General features: G+C 34.2%; 20 protein-coding genes, 1 tRNA gene and 11 pseudogenes. 16 read left to right on the forward strand and 16 right to left on the reverse strand.

Translation table 11 applies throughout. The features are described from left to right. Nucleotides 1–960 precede the first annotated feature (960 nt). Both AC0QT1_RS04455 and AC0QT1_RS04460 read left to right on the forward strand, forming a co-directional pair. Nucleotides 961–1431, forward strand: a complete 471-nt coding sequence (locus AC0QT1_RS04455; protein ID WP_473201726.1) for a hypothetical protein — start codon at nt 961–963, stop codon at nt 1429–1431. Nucleotides 1432–1558: 127 nt separating this feature from the next. Further along, the gene (locus AC0QT1_RS04460) at nt 1559–2338 is read left to right on the forward strand and encodes a hypothetical protein (protein ID WP_473201727.1); all 780 of its coding nucleotides are present in this window, start codon (nt 1559–1561) and stop codon (nt 2336–2338) included. A 677-nt stretch (nt 2339–3015) separates the two neighbouring features. Here AC0QT1_RS04460 and AC0QT1_RS04465 read toward each other — a convergent pair. The 7 genes and pseudogenes from AC0QT1_RS04465 to AC0QT1_RS04495 form a co-directional block, all read right to left on the reverse strand. Further along, nucleotides 3016–3117, reverse strand: a pseudogene (locus AC0QT1_RS04465) (phage antirepressor Ant); the annotation flags it as partial. Between the two features lie 286 nt (nt 3118–3403). After that, on the reverse strand, nt 3404–3742 hold the full coding sequence (locus tag AC0QT1_RS04470) for a hypothetical protein (RefSeq protein WP_473201728.1): 339 nt from the start codon (nt 3740–3742) through the stop codon (nt 3404–3406). A 164-nt stretch (nt 3743–3906) separates the two neighbouring features. Then, nucleotides 3907–4128, reverse strand: coding sequence for a hypothetical protein (locus AC0QT1_RS04475; RefSeq protein ID WP_473201180.1), 222 nt, complete (start codon nt 4126–4128; stop codon nt 3907–3909). Next, the gene (locus AC0QT1_RS04480) at nt 4094–4327 is read right to left on the reverse strand and encodes a hypothetical protein (protein WP_473201729.1); all 234 of its coding nucleotides are present in this window, start codon (nt 4325–4327) and stop codon (nt 4094–4096) included. Before AC0QT1_RS04480 ends, AC0QT1_RS04475 begins: the two co-directional genes overlap by 35 nt. A gap of 4 nt (nt 4328–4331) precedes the next feature. Further along, nucleotides 4332–5367, reverse strand: a pseudogene (locus AC0QT1_RS04485) (DUF1376 domain-containing protein). After that, on the reverse strand, nt 5357–5563 hold the full coding sequence (locus AC0QT1_RS04490; RefSeq protein WP_473201182.1) for a hypothetical protein: 207 nt from the start codon (nt 5561–5563) through the stop codon (nt 5357–5359). Before AC0QT1_RS04490 ends, AC0QT1_RS04485 begins: the two are co-directional and overlap by 11 nt. Before the next feature lie 110 nt (nt 5564–5673). Beyond that, a pseudogene (locus AC0QT1_RS04495) lies at nt 5674–6149 on the reverse strand (crossover junction endodeoxyribonuclease RuvC). Nucleotides 6150–6277: 128 nt separating this feature from the next. Between AC0QT1_RS04495 and AC0QT1_RS04500 the strand changes: the two are divergent. Beyond that, nucleotides 6278–6616, forward strand: a complete 339-nt coding sequence (locus tag AC0QT1_RS04500) for a hypothetical protein (protein WP_473201730.1) — start codon at nt 6278–6280, stop codon at nt 6614–6616. 81 nt (nt 6617–6697) lie between these two features. Here AC0QT1_RS04500 and AC0QT1_RS04505 read toward each other — a convergent pair. After that, nucleotides 6698–6770, reverse strand: a tRNA-Thr gene (locus AC0QT1_RS04505). 472 nt (nt 6771–7242) lie between these two features. On the opposite strand from AC0QT1_RS04505, the gene AC0QT1_RS04510 reads away from it, so the two are divergent. After that, on the forward strand, nt 7243–7449 hold the full coding sequence (locus tag AC0QT1_RS04510; protein ID WP_473201731.1) for a SlyX family protein: 207 nt from the start codon (nt 7243–7245) through the stop codon (nt 7447–7449). A 276-nt stretch (nt 7450–7725) separates the two neighbouring features. Here the strand turns inward: AC0QT1_RS04510 and AC0QT1_RS04515 are convergent, their stop codons facing one another. Further along, nucleotides 7726–8058, reverse strand: a complete 333-nt coding sequence (locus AC0QT1_RS04515) for a hypothetical protein (protein WP_473201732.1) — start codon at nt 8056–8058, stop codon at nt 7726–7728. 169 nt (nt 8059–8227) lie between these two features. Between AC0QT1_RS04515 and AC0QT1_RS04520 the strand changes: the two genes are divergently transcribed. From AC0QT1_RS04520 to AC0QT1_RS04535, 4 genes are read left to right on the forward strand one after another with little or no spacing between them, the layout of a single operon-like run. After that, nucleotides 8228–9658 carry an amino acid permease gene (locus AC0QT1_RS04520; protein WP_473201187.1) on the forward strand — a complete coding sequence of 477 codons (1431 nt, stop codon included), beginning with the start codon at nt 8228–8230 and terminating at the stop codon, nt 9656–9658. A 44-nt stretch (nt 9659–9702) separates the two neighbouring features. Next, nucleotides 9703–10377, forward strand: coding sequence for an energy-coupling factor ABC transporter ATP-binding protein (locus tag AC0QT1_RS04525; RefSeq protein ID WP_473201188.1), 675 nt, complete (start codon nt 9703–9705; stop codon nt 10375–10377). After that, a complete protein-coding gene (locus AC0QT1_RS04530; protein WP_473201189.1) occupies nt 10374–11030 on the forward strand; it encodes an energy-coupling factor transporter transmembrane component T family protein in 657 nt (218 codons plus the stop codon). Before AC0QT1_RS04525 ends, AC0QT1_RS04530 begins: the two co-directional genes overlap by 4 nt. Continuing rightward, the gene (locus AC0QT1_RS04535) at nt 11027–11596 is read left to right on the forward strand and encodes a biotin transporter BioY (protein ID WP_473201190.1); all 570 of its coding nucleotides are present in this window, start codon (nt 11027–11029) and stop codon (nt 11594–11596) included. The genes AC0QT1_RS04530 and AC0QT1_RS04535 overlap by 4 nt, the downstream gene beginning before the upstream one ends. Before the next feature lie 1120 nt (nt 11597–12716). Here the strand turns inward: AC0QT1_RS04535 and AC0QT1_RS04540 are convergent. Continuing rightward, nucleotides 12717–12881 (reverse strand): hypothetical protein, encoded by a 165-nt coding sequence (locus AC0QT1_RS04540; RefSeq protein ID WP_473201191.1) that lies wholly within the window; start codon nt 12879–12881, stop codon nt 12717–12719. Nucleotides 12882–13278: 397 nt separating this feature from the next. Between AC0QT1_RS04540 and AC0QT1_RS04545 the strand changes: the two are divergent. The 6 genes and pseudogenes from AC0QT1_RS04545 to AC0QT1_RS04570 all read left to right on the forward strand — a co-directional run bounded on the left by AC0QT1_RS04545 (nt 13279) and on the right by AC0QT1_RS04570 (nt 17312). After that, nucleotides 13279–14445: pseudogene (locus AC0QT1_RS04545) on the forward strand (tyrosine-type recombinase/integrase). A 220-nt stretch (nt 14446–14665) separates the two neighbouring features. Continuing rightward, nucleotides 14666–14749, forward strand: a pseudogene (locus tag AC0QT1_RS04550) (helix-turn-helix transcriptional regulator); the annotation flags it as partial. After that, a pseudogene (locus AC0QT1_RS04555) lies at nt 14746–15000 on the forward strand (toprim domain-containing protein); the annotation flags it as partial. The pseudogenes AC0QT1_RS04550 and AC0QT1_RS04555, both read left to right, overlap by 4 nt. Then, a complete protein-coding gene (locus AC0QT1_RS04560) occupies nt 14997–15206 on the forward strand; it encodes a hypothetical protein (RefSeq protein ID WP_473201192.1) in 210 nt (69 codons plus the stop codon). The pseudogene AC0QT1_RS04555 and the gene AC0QT1_RS04560, both read left to right, overlap by 4 nt. Beyond that, a pseudogene (locus tag AC0QT1_RS04565) lies at nt 15203–15576 on the forward strand (hypothetical protein); the annotation flags it as partial. The gene AC0QT1_RS04560 and the pseudogene AC0QT1_RS04565, both read left to right, overlap by 4 nt. Nucleotides 15577–16693: 1117 nt before the next feature. Next, nucleotides 16694–17312, forward strand: a pseudogene (locus tag AC0QT1_RS04570) (LbetaH domain-containing protein). Nucleotides 17313–17849: 537 nt separating this feature from the next. Here the strand turns inward: AC0QT1_RS04570 and AC0QT1_RS04575 are convergent. Next, nucleotides 17850–17966 (reverse strand): annotated as a pseudogene (locus tag AC0QT1_RS04575) (single-stranded DNA-binding protein); the annotation flags it as partial. Between the two features lie 427 nt (nt 17967–18393). Between AC0QT1_RS04575 and AC0QT1_RS04580 the strand changes: the two are divergent. Next, nucleotides 18394–18811, forward strand: a pseudogene (locus AC0QT1_RS04580) (type II toxin-antitoxin system HicB family antitoxin); the annotation flags it as partial. A gap of 262 nt (nt 18812–19073) precedes the next feature. Then, nucleotides 19074–19934: a hypothetical protein gene (locus AC0QT1_RS04585; RefSeq protein ID WP_473201193.1), complete on the forward strand. Its 861-nt coding sequence runs from the start codon at nt 19074–19076 to the stop codon at nt 19932–19934. Here the strand turns inward: AC0QT1_RS04585 and AC0QT1_RS04590 are convergent. The 5 genes and pseudogenes from AC0QT1_RS04590 to AC0QT1_RS04610 form a co-directional block, all read right to left on the reverse strand. Then, on the reverse strand, nt 19918–20457 hold the full coding sequence (locus tag AC0QT1_RS04590; protein ID WP_473201194.1) for a hypothetical protein: 540 nt from the start codon (nt 20455–20457) through the stop codon (nt 19918–19920). The genes AC0QT1_RS04585 and AC0QT1_RS04590 overlap by 17 nt on opposite strands. Before the next feature lie 542 nt (nt 20458–20999). After that, on the reverse strand, nt 21000–21443 hold the full coding sequence (locus AC0QT1_RS04595) for a hypothetical protein (RefSeq protein WP_473201195.1): 444 nt from the start codon (nt 21441–21443) through the stop codon (nt 21000–21002). A 109-nt stretch (nt 21444–21552) separates the two neighbouring features. Then, on the reverse strand, nt 21553–21915 hold the full coding sequence (locus tag AC0QT1_RS04600) for a hypothetical protein (protein WP_473201733.1): 363 nt from the start codon (nt 21913–21915) through the stop codon (nt 21553–21555). After that, nucleotides 21861–22391, reverse strand: a complete 531-nt coding sequence (locus tag AC0QT1_RS04605; protein ID WP_473201734.1) for a hypothetical protein — start codon at nt 22389–22391, stop codon at nt 21861–21863. Before AC0QT1_RS04605 ends, AC0QT1_RS04600 begins: the two co-directional genes overlap by 55 nt. A gap of 454 nt (nt 22392–22845) precedes the next feature. Next, nucleotides 22846–23341: pseudogene (locus AC0QT1_RS04610) on the reverse strand (hypothetical protein). Between the last annotated feature and the right edge of the window lie 500 nt (nt 23342–23841).

The raw sequence follows: 23841 nt of genomic DNA on the forward strand, positions 1-23841 counted from the left end.
ACATGATTTAAACATGCACTAAAATCATAAATGGTGTCAGTTCAATTTATAGACAGATACTGACAGGTTTTAATCAATTGATATCATGCATTGTCTATATAAATCATCTTATTAGCATGGTTTATTTTTTAAAACACACTAACATATTGAAATATAATGCTTTTTATTTTTTACTAAAAGATGTTTTTTAAAACGAGGGGGTAAATCAACTGATAATTACTGACAAGAGACAAAAGCCCATTAAAAGGTATTTTGATAAGAATATAAGAATTCGAAATGTTTATATAACAAATCAAACCCGCATGATCATATTTATCATTTTGTTTTATGAACATGATGCAATGGCTATAGAGAATGAATCAAAAAGAGATTTGAATCAAAAGCGTTGGCTTTAAAGATGCGGTCTCTATTATTAGCTGTTTAAATTACAAACCTCTTATAAAAAATTCACAAAAATATTCACAAGTTATCTCATAAAAATAATGATGCGTTATAAAGTTAAAAATAAGCATCATAAGAGCGTTTTTAATTATTATGATGTTTAAAAAAGAAAAATAACGCAATTGCGTAATATAGAATCAAATATAGGAAATAAAACAGAAAATATTAATAAGCAGACACATATTTATACACAATGGTATAAAAAATAATTATAAAAAATACAAAAAAGAATAAAATATAGTTAACAATAAATACGTATTTTGTTATATAAATAATCAAGTGATCAAAAACACTTAATGATAAGCAGATAGGTTACGAAACAGCTTTTCCCATGCTTTTAAAATACTGACTGTCTTTTATGCTTTTATTAGTATATGAAGATTCTGTCGGGTGTGCTTACACCATACAATACCTTTCTAAGGGAAAGTGTAAGCAACGGACTATTCGCCGTGTTTTTGAGCACCCGATGCCCTTATGGGCTGCTAATCAAAAACTTTTATTGAATAGAAAGATTTAAAAATGAAATCTACAGAAAATAATACCCCTGTTATCGCTTCCAATACAAATGACAATGCAACGCTTGTAAAACAAGAGCCTGTAAAAAAATATGAATTTATTGATGATTGTGAATTAATAGATGATCACTTTTTATACCGTATTAGAGCTTTAAGAGATTTTGGTGATGTCAAAAAAGGCGATCTAGGGGGGTATATCGAAAAGGAAGATAACCTCTCTCATGATGGTAATTGCTGGGTTTATGGAAATGCTCTGGTTTTAAAATCAGGTCATGTGTCTCAAAATGCTAGGGTCTATAATAACTCTATTATCGCTGGTTATGTCTATGGCAATGCTCGTATTTATGATCACGCTCGTGTTGTAAATCATTTACATGTTTGTGAATATGAAAATTTTCACGGCATTGTTATCATTCTCGAAAAGACGCGTGATGATATTGAAACAAGGTTCTTATATCGAATTGCTTTCCAATAATGAAATAAAAATCATCTTACTCCGTAATAAAGCCTTTTTAAACATTTAGAGCGCGGCGGGGGCGCTCCCTCCCTTTAACATTTTTCATGAAAATTTTAACACAAGAGAGATTGTGAGGAATCTTATGATGTCTAAAAAATACAAACTAACCAATGAAACAAAACATTTAACAGATAAAACCACAAAAAGAATGACAACGCTTTATCGCATTAAAGCTTTAAGAGACTTTTCTGATGTAAAAGCTGGTCAACTGGGTGGCTTTATCGAAGAAGAACATAACCTCTCTCATGATGGTAACTGCTGGGTTTATGATGAGGCATGGGTTTATAACAAAGCCCGTGTTTATGAGAATGCAAAAATACGTGGTTATGCAAAAGTTCGTGGGCGTGTCTATGGCAATGCTCAGGTGCATGATAAGGTGTTCGTTTCTCAATATGCAAAAATTTATGATGATGCATTTGTTTATGACAATGCGTATGTGGCTGGTTATGTTTATGGTAAGGCTCGTGTGTATGGCAATAGCCGCGTTTCGATTGATGCCCATGTTTATGGCAAGGCGCATCTTTCTCATAATGGTTGTCTTCTTGATTATGCAAGGCTTTATGGCAACGCTAGGGTGTTAGGCTCTGCTTGTCTTTTTAGCACTGCGCATGTTTATGGCTATGCTGTTGTTAACAAACGTGCACAAATTTATGGCAAGGTTTATGACTATGCAAAAGTGAGTGGCTGTGCGCAAATTTATGGCTCTGTTTATGGTAAAGCTCAGGTTTCTCATACGATCAAGGTTTTTGGTCGTGTTTGTGGGCGTGCAAAACTCAATCGACAAAGTGAAATAAGAGAGGTTCCAAAAAATAAGGAGGTTAATAAGAGCGATATTCTTATCGAGATTGTTGATACTGAAGAATAAAGAACAAACGCGGGGGGCTTTTTATGGTTTAATGCCATCTTAAAAGACAAGAGTGCAAAAAAGAAAGCCGTGCCATTTTACAGACGCGGCTTGTGAGTAGATGGAACTAAAAAAATAAAAACTAACAATTAAACACATATATACAAAACGTATCATATTGCAAGCTCTCTAGTCTCTTTATAAAAACTTATCCAAAATAATATAAAGATGATTATGAAAGCGTTCTTTTAGATCATCACATTTAAATGAAAAAAAGCCTATTAGCTCTGTGATGATTTAAAGCCTATTCATAACAATGCCCTCATTTTTGAGGTGACTAAAATTACTCAATCTAAATTTGGATTAACCTCTTAAAGAACGTTTCAAATATTTGCATTTAAACAAGCCCTCATATTCAATTGCGTTTTAACAATGCGATTTATTATGATAAAAACGTCTTGTAAAATTTATGAGCTGTTATGAATGATAACTGCATTTCATTTGAATGCTCCCATGCGTTATAACATTGGCATCATGATTTGCTTTTTATGCTCTGTTTATAGATGGCTATTGTTTATAAAAAATGTTCAATTGAATCGTGCATAAAAGCGTGGATTCTTAAGTGGATTCAAATAAAATAAAAGCACTTAATATACTGATTTTATTGCGTTTTTATTCATGATACGCTTTCATTAAAGGCGGGATGTTACTTCCAAAAACTTATGCAACTCACGTGCATTGACGGTTTGAACTGTTTCTTGTCCAATGGTCTGTTCTGATATTTTTATGAGATTGTTCATGATATTTTCCTAACGAAATTTTAAATTTCGATTAGACACCCAAAAGGGCGCCAGGTGCTCAAAATACGACCGTTAGTCCGCCATTATACTTTCCCTTAGAAAAGGTATTGTATGGTATAGCGACACCCGACAACAAAACACACTTTTGACGTGATACTTAAGTCGAATTCTTAGGAACGGTAAACAATTTCGGTTGTTCATCCGCTAACGATTTCAAAGTGTTTTGACCACCTAACGAATGAATCTAACAATTTTGAAAACATTGTCAAGCTGTTTCTGAAATAATCTAGCATTTCATCATGTCCCTTTGGGGTGCAAGGGCTTTAATTTCCTTGTTGATTTCATTTATGAGGGGCTCAAGGTTGAGAACACTTTTAGGCACAGCACCACCATATAGCCATGCTTTCACTTGCGCCTTGGTACTGTAATCCACATTGGTTGGTATCTCGTGATATTGACCTCCTTCAAATTGCTCATATTCTTTTGATCTGTCCTCATATTCGTAAAGATTATAAAAATACTCAGTGACCCCTAATCCCCATGGCGCGTGCCCTCTTGCCGTTGCAATAAACTTTTTTTGTGGTTGTTTACGTTTTGTTAAAAACAAATCTTTAAAAATTCCCATGCTTTTAGTCCATAATTTTACCTTTGGTCTATTTGCCTCAAAATTGGCTCTACAGAGCGTTTTTAGTTTTTTATGTCAAAATCAAAAAATCTTTAAATCGCTTTGTACGGTCTATTTTATCGAGTTAAACGCGTATCTATTCCAATATCTCATACAAAATTCCTTCACTTTGCTATCTTATCCTCGATGCCCTTTAAAATTCCATTGAACTCTTCTTGTAACTTTTCTAAATGCTCATCAGCCACTAAAGGCGCCTCTTTCCCCTTGTCTTGTATCTCAGGCTTTTGAAGGTATCTAAATATTTGATCAATACTTATGCGTATACCCTTTTCAAGCTCTTCACAGTAACGATTATAAATCGGCTGTTGATGGCATGAAAGTTGCATTTAAACCTTCTGCTTTGCCTTTCAAAACGTTCTTTGTTGCCGTTTGCAATGCCCAGCTGCTTATACCATCGAGGGTGTAAAAATACGCAAGCGCTGTTGCCTTTTCATCGCATTCTGATGGGCTTTTGAGGACATTCGACAACACAAGATACGTGGTTTTGATCTCCTCTTCCGTTGCTTTGTTCTCAAGTTCGTTCAACGCATCATTGGCTAGTGAGGTAATTCTCTCCGCTTCGGCACTCGATGGTTTTTATCCCGTTAATCAAAGGAAGGGTGGTTCCTTTACCATCTTTGAATAAAAACTTGAACGAATTATCTGAATTTTTGATATCGGACATGTATTGTGCAACTCGATAAGAGCGGCTGCGTTGTTCTCTTGTGTTTTCAATGATCGCTTTTCCATAGTTTTTTCCTTTCGTTAAATCATCGATAGCTTTTCGCACCCAATTGCGCCATATTGCTTGCCAATCGGTTTTGGTTGCATTGGCTCCACTTTTTGAACACCAGTAATCTCGAAACTTTGCGATTTCGACTTTCACACGCTCTGGAGGCAAGCCCTCTGCAATTGCAAAATCGTAATCCGGTTCAAAATCGTCTGGCAATCGACAGCCGCGATCAGTTCTAGACCGCTTGGCTTTTTTGGAAACGTTTTCTTGCTCGTGAATGGAAGGATGATCCTCTGCACCCGTTGCGATTGCATCTGCTAGCTTTTCGCAATCATCATCCTCTGATGGCTTGAGAGCCTGATCAACAATTTCGATATTTTCTAAATCAAAATCGTTTTCTTTTTTTGCTAACACGATAGTGTTAGTTTTTTATTATAACTGTTAATGTTATTGTTAATGTGTTGTCGTGATGATGTCATGATAGATGCATCATATTCTTTTGATGTGTTATCCTTCTGCTTATTTTTTCTAGTATTTGCAGCTTTGATAGCTTTTTCAAAAAGCCTATTTAAATTCTCATTACAATTTTTTAATTCTTCTTCAACTTGTGTACTCCACAAATTTCCATCTTCCAATTGAAGAATTAATTTTTTTCTAATGATTTTTTAAACGTTTGCACTGAACAACCAACGATGCGTGCTAAAGCAGCAGTATCATCATAAATCGGTTCACAAGATCGATACATAAGAGCAGTGAGTGTACTATAAGTAGCTTTCTCTGCTGCATCAGTGTCAGCAAAGTCCATAATCCACTCTTGATAAAAATTACGGACCCAAGGTAATTTACTGGACATAGTTGTCTTCCTGTTCTTGAGTAAAAGCGGCTTCTTTTAATTCTTTCTCAACTTCTGAATTCCACAATCGACTATCGTCTAAATGTATGAAGCAACCACGTTCAATCAAAGAATTCAAAGCTACTTCAAACTCTTCTACTGGGTAACCAGTATAAAGAGATAATGCCCTTAAGTCATTTGAAACCAGGTTCACCATTATGGAGCATTAAAAGCCGCAACATGATATAGATACATTTCTCGGTCGGCGACAAACAAAAAAGAACTATAAGCCATTTGTAGGAAAAAAGCCTCGTCCACGGTAATTTACTAGACATGTATACCCCCTTCTTTCATTAAATATAAAATTGCTAATGCATCCACTTCATTATCATCCTTAGGCTTGTGTCCCTTTGCACACATCGCTTGTATCATCTCTTCTTTTAAGGCATTTCCTTTTCTTGTCGTTGCCTTCTTAATTGTGCCAACAGGAATGCCCTTGTAAGGTATCTGATGATGTTTACACCAAGCTGTTAAGATCCCTAACAAACCACCGTAAACATGCGCTGCATCGCTACCAACATGACGGCGCACCTCTTCAAAATACACGGCGTCAATGCCACCGGCTGTTGATTTCAGTTCTGTAAGCCATTGCTTAAAACGCAAATAACGCATACCCCCGCCTTCAAAACGGCGTGATTGAAAATTGATTGTTCCACTTGTTATGTGATCATCCACACCACTTATCGCCCATCCCGTTTTGGTGCCTAAATCAGGCAAAGAATGGTTGGTGCGTTAGTGATCATATTCCTCCCTTAAGGCTGTTGTGTATTATATATTTGCCATGACAGAGCGCGTTGCGATTGGCTGTCTTGAAAAAATGTTTGTGAAAAAGTAATCTCCCAACGATTCTAAAAAAGTGGGGAGGGGAAAGATGCAAGAATGGGTAGTTGATAAGGTTGTATTCTTATTGCACTGGATAAATGATAGTGCTGTATTTTTGCTGTACTGGATAAATAATAATCTTACGATTGCTCCTGTCATTGCTACGATAGTTACTGGAATGGTGATACTTTTTGTGCAACAACGAAGCTTAAAAAAACAACTTAAAATCTTCCAACGACAAACTATAGCATCAGAAACCCAGACCGCTATTCTATTAGAAGATAAAAAAGCACGGGATTTGGGACCATATTTGAAATTGAAGGCAATATTCCTCCCACAGGAATATAAAGGCACTCCCCATGTTAAGGTAAAGTTGTATAAACTGTAGAAGGTGGTCTAAAAGGTAGTCTGAAATAAGCTTTTAAAAGAAAAAGATTATATATTTCAATATGTTAAACAAATAAAACGGTGCCGCATGCTGGATTCGAACCAGCGACCCCATCATTACGAATGATGTGCTCTACCAACTGAGCTAATGCGGCGTAGACTTGTATTGAATGAGACAAAAGCCAGTTTAAGGGTAATAACCAAAAGTTTTCGTAAAAGCAAGTATACATTTTTTTCAATAATTTATAAGATGTTGTCATTATTGAGAGAGGAAAGGGGGAATGCAAAGGGTAAGAGTGAAACAGTATTTTTTTGATTTCAATTCTATAAAATGCTTTCCAATTTAAGATCACGCTCAAACTTAGTAGATTGTATGAAAAATACATCTTTGGAGTAGGAAATGATGTCAAAATTTCCTCATAAAGATAGGAATATCTGTTGCTTCTATGGGATGAAAAAAATTATTATGTAGGCAGCAAGAGGAATAAAAGACCTCAACCTTTATGAGGTGAAGATAAGATCGGTGGAATTATTAGAAAAATTACTTCCCATTTTTATAGAAATAAGAATAAAAGTAGCGGCTTAATGAATTAAATACATTTTTCTATTTAGAATGGAGCAAGAGCCATGTCGAATGAAAATAGGCTGATAGAATTAGAAACGAAGCTAGCTTATCAAGAAAAACTTATTGATGAGCTTTCTTGTGTGGTAACTGATCAATGGAAAAGTTTGAATGAGATATCTAAAAAACTTAATATTTTAATGAGAAAATTTTCGGATTTAGAAGAACAGAGTGTTTGCGATGGTATTATTTTACCATCTTCTCATCAATAGGGATTATAGGAAAATCGGCTATTTTAAAACCTTCTAGCTTCCTGTACAAATTTTTTGGTATAATGGAGGATTAATTTTAGTTGCTAATTTCTTAATTGATAAAAATGGTGTGCTCTGTATTTGCTTATATCTATCTTAAGCTAGTTGTACTGATAGTAAGATGCTTTTAAGCTCGCTTCCCTTAATAAAATAGCTTTCCACTATCTTAAAGGATCAAATTCTTTGAAGTGTATTTGTTGTATCGATATTATAAATTCTAGTAAAATATTAACAAGATCAAATATATTCTTCTGTATATAATATTTTATGAAAATGTTTTTGTTTTTTATGATTCAAGATACAAAATATTATTGCCAAAACACCTAAGATAAACCATGTTGGTAAACAAGTAAGAATAATGCAAATTGTGGATAGAAAAGCTGGTATGGTATTATGTATAGACTGGTTAAGGTGATAGATATCTGTTTGCAGAAGGTTTGCTAGCATTTTATTTAAAGGGGTTGTCATCCAATGTGATGCACTCACAGAGTGTACGGTATCGATAACGAAGAGTATAATTGCTAGTGTAACGAAAATGAAAGCCATTAATTTGAGTAAAGGACGGAGCATATTTTTTTCCTATAATTTTAACGGAACATTCACATAATGCATACAAAAACAAGGGGTTGCAGTGTGACAAGAAATAATTTTTTGTATTTTTTTGAAAAAGATGCATAAAAACTAGGATTATTTTATCTCAATAAAAATTTATTTTGAATTCAAAAAAAGGTAATGGAGAATGGTGTTTGAGGAAAAGCATAATGAATTAAAGCGTAATCTGCAAAATCGTCACGTTCAAATGATTGCTTTAGGGGGGGTTATTGGAACAGGCCTTTTTTATGGGTCAACAGAGTCTATAAAATTAGCTGGTCCTTCAACCATTCTAGCATATCTTTTTGGAGGACTTATTATCTATTTCATCATGCGAATGCTTGGTGAGATGTCAGTAGAAGAGCCAACATCAGGCGCTTTTAGTTTCTTTGCCTATAAATATTGGGGGAATTTAGCTGGTTTCATAACAGGTTGGAATTATTGGTTTCTTTATATTCTCGTTAGTATGACCGAACTTACAGTTATTGGATTTTATCTAGATCATTGGATTTTGATTGATCATTGGAAGTCATCCTTCTTTGTTCTTTTGCTTGTAACATTGATTAATTTGTTGAATGTTCGTTTTTACGGTGAATTTGAATTTTTCTTCGCTTTGATTAAAATGGTTGCTGTTGTTGGTATGATTATTTTTGGAATTTTTCTTATTCTCACTGGAATAGATGGATATCAAGTCGGCATTCACCATCTTTGGTCTCATGGTGGTTTTTTCCCTTATGGTGCAACAGGGGTTGTTTTAGCTACATGCGTGGTGATGTTTTCTTTTGGAGGAACAGAATTAATTGGTATTGCTGCTGGAGAGATCTCAAATCCACGAAAGACAATACCCATCGCTATTCGTAAAGTTATGTGGAGAATTATAATTTTTTATATTGGCTCCATTAGCGTTATTATGATGATAAGCCCGTGGAATATGATCGAGAAAAATGGTAGTCCTTTTGTTACAATTTTTGAGACAATAGGAATTCCAGCTGCGGGTCATATTTTGAATTTTGTAGTCATTATGGCTGCTATTTCGGTTTACAACAGTGGTATTTATTCCAATGGTCGTATGCTTTATAGTTTAGCTGTACAAAGAAATGCTCCACATATTTTTAGTAAACTTAATGCAGCTCGTGTTCCTTACATTGCTATCCTTTTTTCATCGATTTGTACCGCGATGATTATCGTTGTTAATGCTCTTATTCCTGATAATAGTTTTATGCGAATCATGGCTCTTGCAACAGCAGCAGCGGTTATTACTTGGGCTATTATTATTATTGTGCATTTAAAATTTCGAAAAGCTCATAAAAACAGAAAAGAAGACTTTATTTATGCGTTTGGTTTATACCCTTACGCTAATTATCTTTGCCTCTGTTTTCTTGCTTTATTATTTTGCATTATGTTTTTAAGTGGATTTGGAAAAGATGGGTTAATGGTTCGACTTTTTGATATGATAGGAATAAAGATACCCTCTCTTGAAACATATATTCCTATGCAGATGCCTGATATGAGTTTAGCAGTTATTATTATTCCTATATGGTGCTTGTTTTTACTGTTAGGTTATAAGCTAAAGCGATAGCGATAGAAAAGGGTAATAAGGATTGATTGGAATAAATTTGGGGGATGATAAAATTTGATAAGGTAACACAAGTTTTTGGTGATTTGTGTGTTTTAAAGAATATTACTGTAGAGCTTACCGAAAGACGAATAGCTATCATTGGCGCAAATGGTTCCGGCAAAAGCACATTTGTTCGTCTTATCAATGGATTACAATTACCATCTCACGGTTTTGTAAGCGTTGATGGGCTTGATACAAAGCGCGATGCGAAGGCAGTAAAGCGTAAAGTAGGATTTGTTTTTCAAAATCCTGATAATCAAATTGTTTTACCATTAGTGGAAGAAGATTTGTCTTTTGGTCTCAAAAATCTAAAACTTAGCAAAGATGAAATTAAGAAGCGTGTCGATGAGATTTTACAGCGCTATGATCTTCAAAATTTTAGAAATCACGCGGTTCATTTATTAAGTGGTGGTCAAAAACAATTAATTGCCATTTCGGGTATCGTGGCGATGAAGCCGGACTATATTGTTTTTGATGAGCCAACGACATTACTTGATTTGCGCAATAAGCGCCGTGTTACGCACGTTATAGAAGAATTATCACAAACGGCGATCGTGGTATCACATGATTTGGAATTTCTCAGAAATTTTGATAGAATACTAGTTTTTGATAAGGGGGAAATAGTTGCTGATGATGTACCTTTTGTTGCTATCAAAGAATATATAAGAAGAATGTCGTGATCAGCTTATATTTCTCTCAAGATACCTTTATTCATAGGATGAGCCCAGGAAGTAAGCTCTTATTCCTTGCGCTATGTGCAAGTGGCCTACTGATGGTATCATCGATACCCATCCTTTTTCTCTTTTTATTATTTGTAGCTTTACTTTATAAAGCTGCGAAAATTCCTTTTAACAATGTCTTAAAACAATTTAAAACAATGGGCTTGTTTTTAGTTCTTATATTTGTGTTTCAAGTTATTTTCAAAAGCTGGTTTACAGGTTTTGAGATTATATTGCGTTTACTTTCTCTTGTTTTTTTGGCATCTCTTGTGTCTTTAACCACTAAAGTTTCAGATATGGTGAATTCAATTGAAATATGGCTCCAACCATTTCAACGCTTTGGTATCAATCCATCAAAAATTAGTATGGTGTTATCTATGGCAATCAGATTTATTCCGGTTGTTGGTGAAAAGTTCAATGAAGTGCGTGAAGCACAGCGAGCTCGTGGATTTGATACGAACATTGCTGCTCTTGCAATGCCATTAATTATACGAACAATAAGGATGGCTTCAGAAGTTGCTGAAGCACTAGAAGCACGTTCTTATGATGCTGAATCTGATAATAAAATATCTGATGATGATAAAGTTATTCATAGTAAGGGGATAATTCAATGAATACAAAAGATCTAACTTATATTGCTTTATTTGCAGCCATTTACGCGATTTTAGGACTTTTTCCTCCTATTTTCCTTCCTTTTTTTCTCGGGCTTCCTATTACAGCTCAGTCAATGGGACCAATGTTAGCAGGGTCTATACTAGGAGCAAAAAGAGGATTTTTGGCCTCTCTTCTTTTCCTTGTCCTTGTAGCGATTGGATTACCTCTATTAGCTGGTGGACGTGGGGGAATTGGTTCTTTCGTGGGAGCTGGTGGAGGCTATCTGATTGGTTTTGCAGTTGCTGCATTTTTTATTGGTTTTATGGTCGAGTTGCTTTGGCATCGACTAAATTTTATAATATTGTTTTTGATAAATACCGTAGGTGGGATTGGGGTTGTTTATCTTTTTGGAATACCGTGGATGGCTTATATTACTCAGGTTCCTTTACTAACAGCTTTAATAAGTTCATCAGGTTTTTTGATTGGTGGTTTTCTGAAAGTGTTGATTGCTTCCTTTATTGCACTGACAGTTAGAAAAGCTAGTCCTCTCATTATGTCCCAAAAGGATAATTCCCACTTTAAATAGAGGCAATATAGGAGGATAAAAGAAAATTATAGCGCATTGTATAAATAATCATATTAAAAAGAAGCATAATAATATACCAATATGTATATTATAGAGCGCAAAACCATCGTTGATAAACTATGTAGCTTATTTTTAACTTTATTGGGAAGTTTTATGGAAAAAGATATAAAGTAATCTTTTAAATATAAATATGAGCAATTTTTTAAATATCTATGTTTAATGAATTATTAAAAATTTCTTTATGATTATTTATATTTATAGTGTATGCACAAATTGACATTATGTTAAATTCATTGCAAGCATTAAAGATAAATATATGGTTAAAAGTATGAATATCAGGTATTGTTTTTTGTATGTTGTATTGTCTTATTTTTTTCATCTGTCGTGAAAGCGTCTGAGCATACAGTTTTTCAAAGAGCAGAATTTTTTATGCTTATGCCTACGTTTTCTGCGAAAAATATATTTCCTAACGAGCAAGTTGATCCTTTTTTGAATAAAGTTATTATACCTTCTCATCCGGGAAAGCATGGTATATTTTGGAAAACTATAATATCATTTTGTTCAAAAATGGGACGTTTGTATGCAGATTTAGGACGATATTTATACGCCTCCATATTCTCTATATTCAATTGGTAGGGTAAGAGGATATATTATTTTAGCTGAGTTTCTGCCGTAGAAGCATGAGAGATATATTTTAGAGAACATTGGAGTTTTATTGAGAAAAAAGCCTGAGGGCTAATCAAAGTCGAAATTTACAGATTATACATACAGACAATAAAGTGTATGCACGGAGGATTTAGTTATTTATTCCATTAGGCAATGACTTATCAGCATAAGTAATCTAAATAGTCAAGTCATCAATCTTTTTCAATACATTCATAATTATTCAAATGATTTAGCAAAATAATGGGAGCGAGTTTTTACAACATTGCGTTATTTATGGAAAAGGATTATAATTCTCCTCTTTAGAAGAGAAGTCTATAGAGTTGAATCTATAAAATCTTTTAGAGTGAATGAAATCTGGTAGAAAAAATTTTCTACTATTTTAAGTCTTTTCTAGCAACATGTTGTTCTCTTTGGATACTCCAGACAGTTTATTTTATTTAGATCCTTCATATTATTATCTTATTTGCGCACGTTTGTTAACAATAGCATGCCCATAAACTTGCGTATAATTAAAAAGACAGGTAGAGCCTAGAACCCTAGCATTGCCATAAAGCCTTGCTTGTATCTTCAAAAAGACAACCATTATGAGAAAGATACGCATTGTCATAAACACGGGCATATTTATTAAACCCATGCCTCATTATAAACCCAGCAGTTACCATCATGAGAGAGGTTACTTTTATTTTCAATAAAGCCGCCTAATTAATTGACCAGCCTTGGCATCAGAAAAGCTTTTTAAAGCACGAATGCGATAAAGCGTTGTCATTCTTTGTGTCATTTTATCTTTCAAGTGTTTTATTTTATTTGTTAATTCATATTTTTTAGTAACTATACTTATCATGCAACCAATTGATTTATAACGATAATTTACTGTTTTGCATATTGAATTAGACGTCCGAATATTGTAGGATTCTCTCATACCAAATCTGCTTATGTTCAATCAATCATAATCACTTATTTGCACGTCATAAGCGGGGTTATCGTGTGGATAGAAAACAGTTTAGAAAGGAACAAAAATGCCTCTTATGAATCGTCTTAATGCAAGAGCTGTCACAACATTGGGGGCTGGTAAATATAATGATGGTGCTGGCTTGTTACTTCATAAGGGTAAAGATGGGGGTGCTCAATGGATTTACCGATATACCATTCACGGACACCGTCGTGAAATGGGCTTGGGTGCTTTAAGAAATGTTTCTTAAAAAAAAGCCCGTGAATTAGCAACCCAATGGCGTTCTGTTTTGAATGAGGGTCGTGACCCCATTAAAGAACGTGAAAAACAAAAGCGTGAGGCAATGCGCAATCTCCATTATTTAAAAGATATTGCTCTCGATGCTTTTGAAAGCCGTAAAGCTGAACTCAAACATGATGGTAAAGATGGGAATTGGTTTTCATCTTTACAACTTCATATTCTCCCTAAGTTAGGTTGTATGCCGGTTTCAGAAATTACACAAACCGATATACGCAATACGCTTGCTCCCATCTGGCATACTAAAGCTAGAACAGCAGAAAAAGCTCTCATTCGTCTTAATCTTTGTCTCAAACATGCTGCTGCAATGGGTTTAGATGTTGATTTACAAGCAACAGCAAAAGCAAAAGCTCTCTTAGGAAAACAACGCCATAAAGTTAAAAATAGACCAGCAATGGATTGGAAAGAGATACCGGCTTTTTATCAAACACTTTGAGAAACACCAACTCTAACACAACTGGCTTTGCGTCTGCTTATTCTTACAGGCGTTCGTACCTACCCCTTGTGTCATAGCCATAAAGATCAAGTTGATGGTGATATATGGACCATCCCTGCTGAGAATATGAAAGGAAAGCGTAATGCTACAACAGAGTTTCGTGTGCCTTTAACAACAGAAGCATTGGAAATTTTGAAACAAGCGCGTCCTCTCTCTCGCAATGATTTCTTTTTCTCTGCAACTGGTCGGGGTCCCCTTGCTGATAATTGCATGTCACATTATATGAAGAGAATTGGACTTGATGCTTGTCCTCATGGCTTTCGGTCTAGTTTACGTGATTGGCTAGAAGAAACAACAGATGCTTCTTTTGAGGTAGCAGAAACCATTCTAAGTCATACGGTCGGGGGTAAAGTAGAGCGTGCTTACCGTCGTACTGATTATTTAGAACAGCGCCGTGTTTATATGAATAAATGGGCGGCTTATGTTATAGGCCAATCTTAAAAGATGGGGTTTTGTACCCCATCATTCCTTCATTATCTGTGGATAACTTTCTCTCTTCGTTCTCTCATTTTTGCTCAATAAGACTCATAAATTATCAAATGAGAAAATACATCATAAAGTACTGTTTTTTATAAATAAACTTACTTTGCAATCTTAATAAAATATGGTTAATAAATGCTTATGATTTGTTAATATTTTTTTAGATTGAAAGGATTTAGTTATGACTGAAAATGATGTTCTTCTTACAGACCGTGAAAGTGCACAATTATTGCATATAAGCGTTTCAACATTCCGTCGCCATCTGGTCTGTTATCGGAGCCTGTTACTTTATGGGCATCCCTTTCTACAAGTGGCATGATGCATGTGCTGCGCTTACCCCATATCGATAAAGCTCGGCTCACCATAGCTATGGATGGCGATGAGGCGGGTCGTAAAGCAGGTTTTGCCCTTGCTACCCGCGCCTATAGCCAAGGCTTCAATGTCTTGATGATGCAAGCCCCGCAAAACACCGATTTTAACGTTTTATTATTAAATTATGGAAGAGAAAAACAATGACAAAACATAGTCTCGATAACAATGAAAATAGTTCTGTAAATGATAATAACACTGTCTCTTTAAAGGAGCATCCCTGTTTACAAGCCATCCCTTATGAACAGGCTTTGCAACAGATGGGTTGGGGAGAATTAAAACCGTTAAACAAAGCGCTTTTACCGGTTGAACCTTTTGATCCGGAACAAATGCCTTTAACGTTAAGACCCTGATTTTTGAACTTGTCGAAGGTGGTCGTTTGGAAATCAATAAAGAAGCTCTTCAAACAGCCTTGCGTTGGGAAACCTATTTGTTAAGTCATATAAAACGTCTTTATGCGGTGGATGATAGCTTAACAACAGAGCGTGCAAATTTGATTGTAGAGCGTTGTGATTGTTTGCCTAGTGTCTTTCTGCTCGTGATATTCACCAGCGTAATTGGACGCGTTTAAAAGGTAAGGAAGCCATAAAAAAAGCTTTAGAGCTTTTATGTCGTTGCAACTATCTTCGTGAAATCTCTGAAGACAAGGATCAAAAAGGTGATCGTCCTACCATACGCTATGAATGGCATCCTTTGGTGAAAAATCAGAGGACACAACAATGAGGCACTTCTTAAGACACTCTCAAAACCTCTCTTTAAAGAGAAGAATGGATGTTTTTATTCTTTACGTTATGACACCTTCAAAACCCTCAAAACTATAAGCTATAAAAGCCTTGATAGCATCTCTCATAATTACAAACTGTCTTTTGAAAGGCTTTAAAGATTTATATGTTCTCTCATAAAACATGATTTAAACACGCACTCTAATCATAACAATTGTTTGTTAAATTTACTGACAAAAATTGACAAAACAGACAAAACGCGTGTCATTAATTGTCTATTTTACTCACATTACTTTTATACGTGATGTTTCAAAATTTTGAAAAATACTAACCTATTGAAATATAAAGTTTTTATTTTTTCTCTCAATTTTTTTATGGATGGGAGGGTAGATTAACTGACAAAAGAGACAAAAGCCCATTAAAAGGTATTTTGATAAGGATATAAGAATTCGAAATGTTTTTATAACAAATCAAAACCGCATGATCATATTTATCATTTTGTTTTATCAAAACGATGTGCTCTCTGTAGAGAATGAATCAAAACAATAGATTTGAATAAAAAGTGTTGGTTATAAGAATGCGGTCTCTTTATAAAATAACAACGAAATTCACAAAAATATTCACAAGGCGTTTCATAAAAATAATGAAGCTTTATAAAGTTAAAAATAAGCATCATAAGAGCGATTTTAGTTATTATGACATTTAAAAAATAAAAATAACGCAATTGCGTAATATAGATTCAAATAGAGGCAATAAAACAGAAAATATTAACAAGCATATGACGCATATTTATACATAATGGTATAAAAAATAATTATAAAAAACACAAAAAAAGAATAAAATATGATTAACAATAAATACGTATTTTGTTATATAAATAATCAAGTGATGAAAACACTAAACAGTTAGCGAATGGGTTCGATAAACCTAATCTCTATTGTAGAAAAAACTGACTGTCTTTTATACTCTTGTTAGTATATGAAGATTCTGTCGGGTGTCGTTATGTCATACAATACTCCTTTATGGAGAAAAGCATAACAACGGACTAACTGCCGTGTTTTGAGCGCTCGGCGCCTTTATAGGTGTCAATTCAAAAATTTAACAGTTAGGTTTTAATTATGAATACTACAGTAAAAAATACCTTCGCTCTCTCTTCCAATACAAATGACAATGCATCGCTTGCAAAACAAGAGCCTGTAAAAAAATATGAATTTATTGATGATTGTGAATTAATAGATGATCACTTTTTATACCGTATTAGAGCTTTAAGAGATTTTGGTGATGTTAAAAAAGGCGATCTAGGGGGGGTATATCGAAAAGGAAGATAACCTCTCTCATGATGGCAATTGCTGGGTTTATGATAATGCCTATGTTTTAAAGCCTGGTCGTGTTTTTGAAAACGCAAAAGTTTACGATCATGCTGCTATCGGTGGCTATGTGTATGGCAATGCCCATGTTTATGACAATGCTCATATTTCCAATAAAGCATGGGTTTTTCAAAATGCTCATGTGTTTGGTAATGCAAAAATCTATGGCTCTGTTTATGAAAAGGCTCAGGTTTCTTATACGATAGAAGTTTTTGGTCGAGTTTGTGGGCGTGCAAAACTCAATCGACAAAGTAAGATTAGGGTAGTTCCAAAAAATAAGGAGGTTTCTAAAAGTGATATTCTTAATGCCATCTTAAGAGACAAGAGTGTAAAAAAGAAAGCCGTGCCAATTTATGACGCGGCTTTATGAATAGATATTAAGGAACTACTATAAAAGAAATTGATAGCAACTAACTATATACAAAACATATTATATTGCAAGCTTTCTATTCGTTTTATAAAAACTTATCCAAAATAATATAAGGAATGATTATGAAAGCGTTCTTTTAGATCATTACATTTGAATGCCCTCATTTTTGAGGTGACTAAAATTACTCAATCTAAATTTGGATTAACCTCTTAAAGAACGTTTCAAATATTTGCATTTAAACAAGCTCTCATATTCAATTGCGTTTTAACAATGCGATTTATTATGATAAAAACGTCTTGTAAAATTTATGAGCTGTTATGAATGATAACTGCTTTGCATTTTATTTGAATGCTCTCATGTGTTATAATATTGGCATCATGATTTGCTTTTTATGCTCTGTTTATAGATGGCTATTGTTTGTAAAAAATGGTCAATTGAATCGTGCATAAAAGTGTGGATTCATAGGTGGATTCAAATAAAATAAATACACTTAATATACTGATTTTATTGTATTTTTATTCATTATGGGGATCCCTAATCAGTATAACTTTCAGAAGTAGCCATACGAAAATTGATCACCTTAGCACCATTATTTATTGTTTTGCTTTCGGGATTGGCACCCGAACGCCTAATTAATGTCACTTTGTTAGGCACATTCTGTATCCTTTTGGGGGAAGAAATGAAGCAATTTATTGAATTTAATACATGAGACTTCATAATAGTACATCACATCATTTTTCAAAACATATTCTCTAAATAAAAGATATTGTATCAAACTTTTATGTGCGATAGTCATTTTATGAATTGAGGAGGTGATTAAATAAAAAGAGAGGCACTGCTTAGAGAATTACGTAAAGAAGCTAGAAAAAGAGGCGTTCATTACAGTGAAGTTCCTGATGCAGAAAAAGGATCCCATTATTGAGTAATTTTTAGAGATAAAACAACAGTTGTAAAATCTGATGAATTGACGCCATTTTACGTGAAAATAATAAAAAACAGTTGGGGGTATGAAGCCTCGATTCAAATGCTTTCATTACTTTTCGTTTCAAGCTCATCTCAGTAGTGATAAGGAGACTCACATATGAAATACACCTATCAAGCAAAGTTGGAAACCGATTCAGATGGTGGTTTTGTTGTGACTTTTCCAGATGTACCTGAAGCAATAACAGCTGGAGAAAATCGAGCAGAGGCATTAGAAAATGCTGTTGAAGCGTTGGGACTAGCGTTACGTAGCTTATCTTATGCGTGGTTTACCTTTACCTATACCACAGCAATATAAAGGTCTTGTAATGGTGACAGTAGACACATGGAATGCTCTCAAATTAGCAGTAGTAGAAGTTTTTAATAATGCTAATATCGCAAAAACAGAATTAGCTAATCGTCTTGGCAAGAAAGAAACTGAAGCGTGTCGCATTCTTGATCTAAACCATCCAACTAAACGTCACACATTAGAACAAGCACTAGCTGTGCTAGGTAAGCAGGTTGTGATTATAATCAAGACACAGCTTAAGATCATCCTCCCCACTCTGAAAGTGGAGAAGAGGGGGTTGTATTTAAAATCTAAGCAGTATTCACTGTAAGAGTTCTCTAAAACTCGTATTGCTTTCGCAATTAAAAGCCTATACCTTCCATTTTCTACTAAATGATTCTGAATGGTGCAAGATATTAAGATATAAAACCTAACTCCCATAGTAATTGAGATAACTTGGGCAACAGCTACCACCTGAGTAAGGCTATAAACATTATAATTGTGTTAACTTTATGAATACCATTAATTTTCTTTCTTATAAATATAAAATAGATACAGATCCAAAGTCGATTAATATAAGTCATAATGATTTTTTTCTAAAAGAAAAAACCTACAAACTTAAAGTTGATGATCAATATGTTATCTTCTTAACAATCGAAAAGTTTTCTGTGAATTCGAATACTTGCTATTGGATTTATGTTTTAATGGGAGAAGGAAGTCCTTACAATCCTGAAGTGGTTGATTCCGAAAACAACTTTCAGACTATTCCTAATCCACGTTCTGAAAAATTAGTTGAGCAAAATCGGCAATATTTTGGAATTTTGATTCCTACAGAGGCCACTCTTTTTTCTTCAAATAAAAAGTTAAATAAATTCTTGCAGTCATGTTACAAAAAATCTTTTCCCCAGAAAAGGATTGATATCTCACCTGGTATTGTTGATAAGAAAGAGCTTGAAAAAAGGTTGCGTTTAATTAAAGAAATAAAACTGAAATATAAACAACCAAAACAATCAGATCTTTTTGGAATACCATCAGAGAAAGATCTTATAGAGATGGCTAAAAATACTCTTGGTGAATTTCCCACGGATGATTTTTCTGAAATAGAATTCAGTTTAGATATCAAATTAAAAGAAGAAAATAATTTAAAAAATTCTGTTTTGGGATTTTTTAAAAAAGGTGAAATAAATCCTGTATTGAAAGGAATAAATTTTGTTGGAGATACATATAACAATTTTGATGTAATATTTAATACTGAAAGTTTTCAACATAAACTTTCTATTAAATTAGAAAAGAATGATAATGGTATGTATAATGAAAACTCTGTAAAAGAAGAATTAAAGTGCGAAATCGAAAAATTTACTCTGGATTCTTAATGGAAGACTGTAGTGCGTAAATAGATATATTTATTAAACTGCGTGTACGAAACATAAGAAATAATACACAGACTAAAAAAAAGTACCAAAGTACAATATTTAAAGACCAAAGAGCAATATCTAAATACCAAAGTACGATATCCAATGAAAAAGAAAACTTATGTTCCACGTACTTGGAAATGACAGGCAAAGAAACCGTTTCTTTATAACTACTTGGAATAATTAAGACTACAAGCGCTAAAATTATGAGCTTTAAGAGTTTGTGCATATACTGTTGTAAATCACCTGTTAATCTCTTCCAAGCGGTTGTATCACCGTATTTATATTTTGGGTTGTTCTGCAACTCAGAAGGGATATTAGAATTGCATAAAATTGCAAAAACAGTTGTTACTATTACCAAAGAAACAGATGTGAAAGTCAAAATACCCTGAATAAAGTCAAGATTTTTTTTAATTCCTAAAAAACATAAAAATATAAAAATTATAACGCCAAACAAGGCCCTTAGCTGCTTATCTGTAAACATATTCATTTCCCCTGGAAAAATTATGATCTCAATTTCTTAAATTATTTTCGATATAAAAACACAAACTACCTTTTAGTCTTTTCAGCATTTGTTTTTTTATAGCAATGTCTTCTATTGCATCCAGTTGCTTTTAATGTTTTAGTTAACATCGTCTATAGTTAATGATAGCTTTAAACACTGAGCTCCATAAGCTTATACCATTGCTTGCATTTTGATACTAAAATACATCTTTCAAAAAAACATAGCATGGGCAACCCTTTTATAAAAATTAAAAGAAACGCTCTGCTATTTTAAAAATACATGAAAGGAGCTAATAACTGTCGCAATATTTTTCGGATTAATTCTGATTATTCATGTTTTTTAAAACAAATATTTTTCAGTTCATGTATCATAAAATATTTAATTTGTATTAATGGATTTATTTGTTTTATAAATTTGATACTCTACAGTTATTTTCTTTTCTAAAAATGCATTATACATTAAAAAAACCTTTTGATCATTCTTTAAAACCTATATCTAAGCAAAAAATGATAACCTCGTTGCTATTTTTCTTTAAGAGCTGTAAACACAAACTCAACATCTGAACAAAGATCTTTTTCTAAACCTCGACAATATGCTGCAAGATCAGCAGATGTTGGTACAAACGTTGTTGACTTACCCTTGACTTCACCACGCAAAATCTGATTAACAGCTCGGCATAAAGCCCATTGTGAAATACCAAAAAGTGCTATAGTGTAAGCGCGAGTACAAACTTCTGCATCCGCTATTTGTCGCATTATTAAGCCGCCTTCAAGCAGATCAAAAGTCTTACAAATAGCATCGGAAGAGGCTTCCATAGCAATTGTTTCTTTCAGCTTTTGACAAACTTTTAGTGCTTGCTGTTCCTCTTCAGCCGTAATCTCTGCGTGACCTTGTTTGATGCGTTCTGAAATCTGAGCTAAAAAGTTTTTAAGTTCTAAATTTTCATCAAAAAAGTATTGTGCCATTTTTTCTCTCATTCGTGTAAAAAAAATCACTCAAGCGGTTTAGTCAGATTGATTTTCGAAAGCACTTAAATCAATCTTGGTTTTTTTTAAGCATTTGTACCAGCTCGTCCTATTTTTCAGCAGAAACAGGCTCTTCTTTCGGTTTCATCTCTGGTCTATTGAGTTCTTTGAATATCCTTTCAACTGTAGATCGAATATTGTCTTCAAGCTTTTTGTAATAAAGTAGGAGATCTGGAGAAGCAGGCATAAACGTTGTCGACAAACCTTCTGCTTCTCCTTTCATCACATTTCTTGTGGCGGTTTTGATTGCCCAACGGCTTAAACCACCAAGAGAAAAAAGATAAGCAACCGCTGTGGCTTTTTCATTTTCTCTAAGTTGGCTTTTAAGCCAACCAGAAAGCATGAGAAACATAGCTTTTATTTCTTCCTCAGAAGCTTTTTCATCAAGCTTTTGCAAAACTTCATTACCCAACGAGATAATTCTCTCCGCTTCTGCAGGTGATGGTTTTTTTGTCCGCTAGCCAATGGAATGGAGGAGTTTGCATCATCCTCGAATAGAAATTTGTACGGACTGTCTGAATTTTTAACATCGGATATGTGTTGTGTAATTCGATAAGCGCGGCTGCGTTGTTGTCCTGTGTTCTCAATGATCGCTTTTCCATAGTTTTTTCCTTTCGTTAAATCATCGATAGCTCTTCGCACCCAATTGCGCCATGTTGTTTGCCAATCCTTTTTGGTTGCATCCTTACCTGATTTTGCTAACCAAAAATTTCTAAATTTTTCGAATTCTAATAACGTCTCATCATGCGTTAATCCCTGATCAATTGCGTATTGCACATTAGGTTCGAAATTGTCCGGTAATCGACAGCCGCGATCAGTTCTTGCCCGTTTTGCTTTTTTAGGAACGTTTTCTTGCTCGTGAACAGGAGGTTGATTGTCTGCACCCATTTCGATTGGATTTGCTAACACGATAGTGTTAGTTTTTTTATTATAACTGTTAATGTTAGTGTTATTATTTATGCTATGTATATAGGTATCATTAAGCATATTGTTAGCATCACGCTTAACAGTTTTAGCATAGCTTTCAGCATTTTCAGGGTCTTTAGCATGATAACAAGCATCTTGACCGAGATGTTTTTGATACCTTCTCTAAATGTTCATTGCAATTATTGAGTTCTTCTTCAACACCTGAACTCCACGAACGGCCATCTTCTGAACACCTGATATTACCTTTGTTTATTAAGCTATCTAATGTTTTCATAAACATTTTTACTGAACAGCTAGTATAATTAGCCAAAACCTTGAGGTTATTAAAAAGGAGCTCTTCAGTATAAAGCGTTTGCAAACGTAATTTTATATACACATTGCATTCAATAGGAGATAAACAAGCAAGACCAAGAATTCACTTATCTGCAAACAGCCTCGTCCACGATAATTTACTAGACATGTATACCCTCTCTTTCATTAAATATAAAATTGCTAAAGCATCTGCTTCATTATCATCCTTAGGTTTGTGTCCTTTGGAACATATTACCTGTATCATCTTTTCTTTTGAGGTATTTCCTGTAATTGCCTTCTTAATTGTGCCAACAGGGATGCCTTTGTAAGGAATTTTGTGAAGTTTACACCATGCTGTTAAGATCCTTAACGAGCAGTCATAAACATGGGAAGCATCTGTACCAATATGCCGACGTACTCTTCAAAAATACGACTATCGGCTGTTGCCTTCATTTCTGTAAGCCATTTTACCAAGTTTAAATGACGCATCCAATCGCCTTCAAAACGGCGTGCTTGAAAATTAACCGTTCCACTAAATATATGAGCATCGGTACGACGTATTGCCCAGCCCGTTTTTGTGTCTAGATCAGGCAAAGAATGGTTTGTGTGTTAGTGATTATATTCTCTCCTCGAAAACTGTTGTGTATTTATATGGGTGCTATGACAGAGCGTGTAGTGATCAGTTCTCTTGCAAAAATGCTTTTGAAAAAGTAGCCTTCCAACGATTATAAAAAGTGGGAGGAGTTATGATGCAGGAATGGATAATTGGTAACGCTACATTCTGATTGCACCGGATAAATGATAGTACTGCATTTTTGCTGTATGGGATAAGTAATAATCTTACAATTTCTCCTATCATTGTTACGATGGTTACTGGAATGGGGGCACTTTTTGTGCAACAATGAAGCTAAAAAAAACAACTTATAATTCTCTAACGATAATATAGCATCGGAAACCCAAACAGCTATCTTATTAGAAAATAAAAAAGCACGAGATTTAGGGCCATATTTGAAATTGAAGGCAGTATTCTTCCCACAAGAATGAAAATCTTACGAGAAAAAATATAATGGTAAGGAATATACGCGTATCGGGAAAAAAGTCCCTTCCACTTTGTTAAGAG

The sequence above is a fragment of the Bartonella sp. P12B genome (genome assembly GCF_055796185.1).

Coding starts and splice junctions, on each gene's coding strand:
- AC0QT1_RS04455 (WP_473201726.1), top strand. CDS start 961: ATGAAATCTACAGAAAATAATACCCCTGTTATCGCTTCCAATACAAAT.
- AC0QT1_RS04460 (WP_473201727.1), top strand. CDS start 1,559: ATGTCTAAAAAATACAAACTAACCAATGAAACAAAACATTTAACAGAT.
- AC0QT1_RS04470 (WP_473201728.1), bottom strand. CDS start 3,742: ATGGGAATTTTTAAAGATTTGTTTTTAACAAAACGTAAACAACCACAA.
- AC0QT1_RS04475 (WP_473201180.1), bottom strand. CDS start 4,128: ATGCAACTTTCATGCCATCAACAGCCGATTTATAATCGTTACTGTGAA.
- AC0QT1_RS04490 (WP_473201182.1), bottom strand. CDS start 5,563: ATGGTGAACCTGGTTTCAAATGACTTAAGGGCATTATCTCTTTATACT.
- AC0QT1_RS04500 (WP_473201730.1), top strand. CDS start 6,278: ATGCAAGAATGGGTAGTTGATAAGGTTGTATTCTTATTGCACTGGATA.
- AC0QT1_RS04510 (WP_473201731.1), top strand. CDS start 7,243: ATGTCGAATGAAAATAGGCTGATAGAATTAGAAACGAAGCTAGCTTAT.
- AC0QT1_RS04515 (WP_473201732.1), bottom strand. CDS start 8,058: ATGCTCCGTCCTTTACTCAAATTAATGGCTTTCATTTTCGTTACACTA.
- AC0QT1_RS04520 (WP_473201187.1), top strand. CDS start 8,228: ATGGTGTTTGAGGAAAAGCATAATGAATTAAAGCGTAATCTGCAAAAT.
- AC0QT1_RS04525 (WP_473201188.1), top strand. CDS start 9,703: ATGATAAAATTTGATAAGGTAACACAAGTTTTTGGTGATTTGTGTGTT.
- AC0QT1_RS04535 (WP_473201190.1), top strand. CDS start 11,027: ATGAATACAAAAGATCTAACTTATATTGCTTTATTTGCAGCCATTTAC.
- AC0QT1_RS04540 (WP_473201191.1), bottom strand. CDS start 12,881: ATGCCCGTGTTTATGACAATGCGTATCTTTCTCATAATGGTTGTCTTT.
- AC0QT1_RS04560 (WP_473201192.1), top strand. CDS start 14,997: ATGACAAAACATAGTCTCGATAACAATGAAAATAGTTCTGTAAATGAT.
- AC0QT1_RS04585 (WP_473201193.1), top strand. CDS start 19,074: ATGAATACCATTAATTTTCTTTCTTATAAATATAAAATAGATACAGAT.
- AC0QT1_RS04590 (WP_473201194.1), bottom strand. CDS start 20,457: ATGTTTACAGATAAGCAGCTAAGGGCCTTGTTTGGCGTTATAATTTTT.
- AC0QT1_RS04595 (WP_473201195.1), bottom strand. CDS start 21,443: ATGGCACAATACTTTTTTGATGAAAATTTAGAACTTAAAAACTTTTTA.
- AC0QT1_RS04605 (WP_473201734.1), bottom strand. CDS start 22,391: ATGGGTGCAGACAATCAACCTCCTGTTCACGAGCAAGAAAACGTTCCT.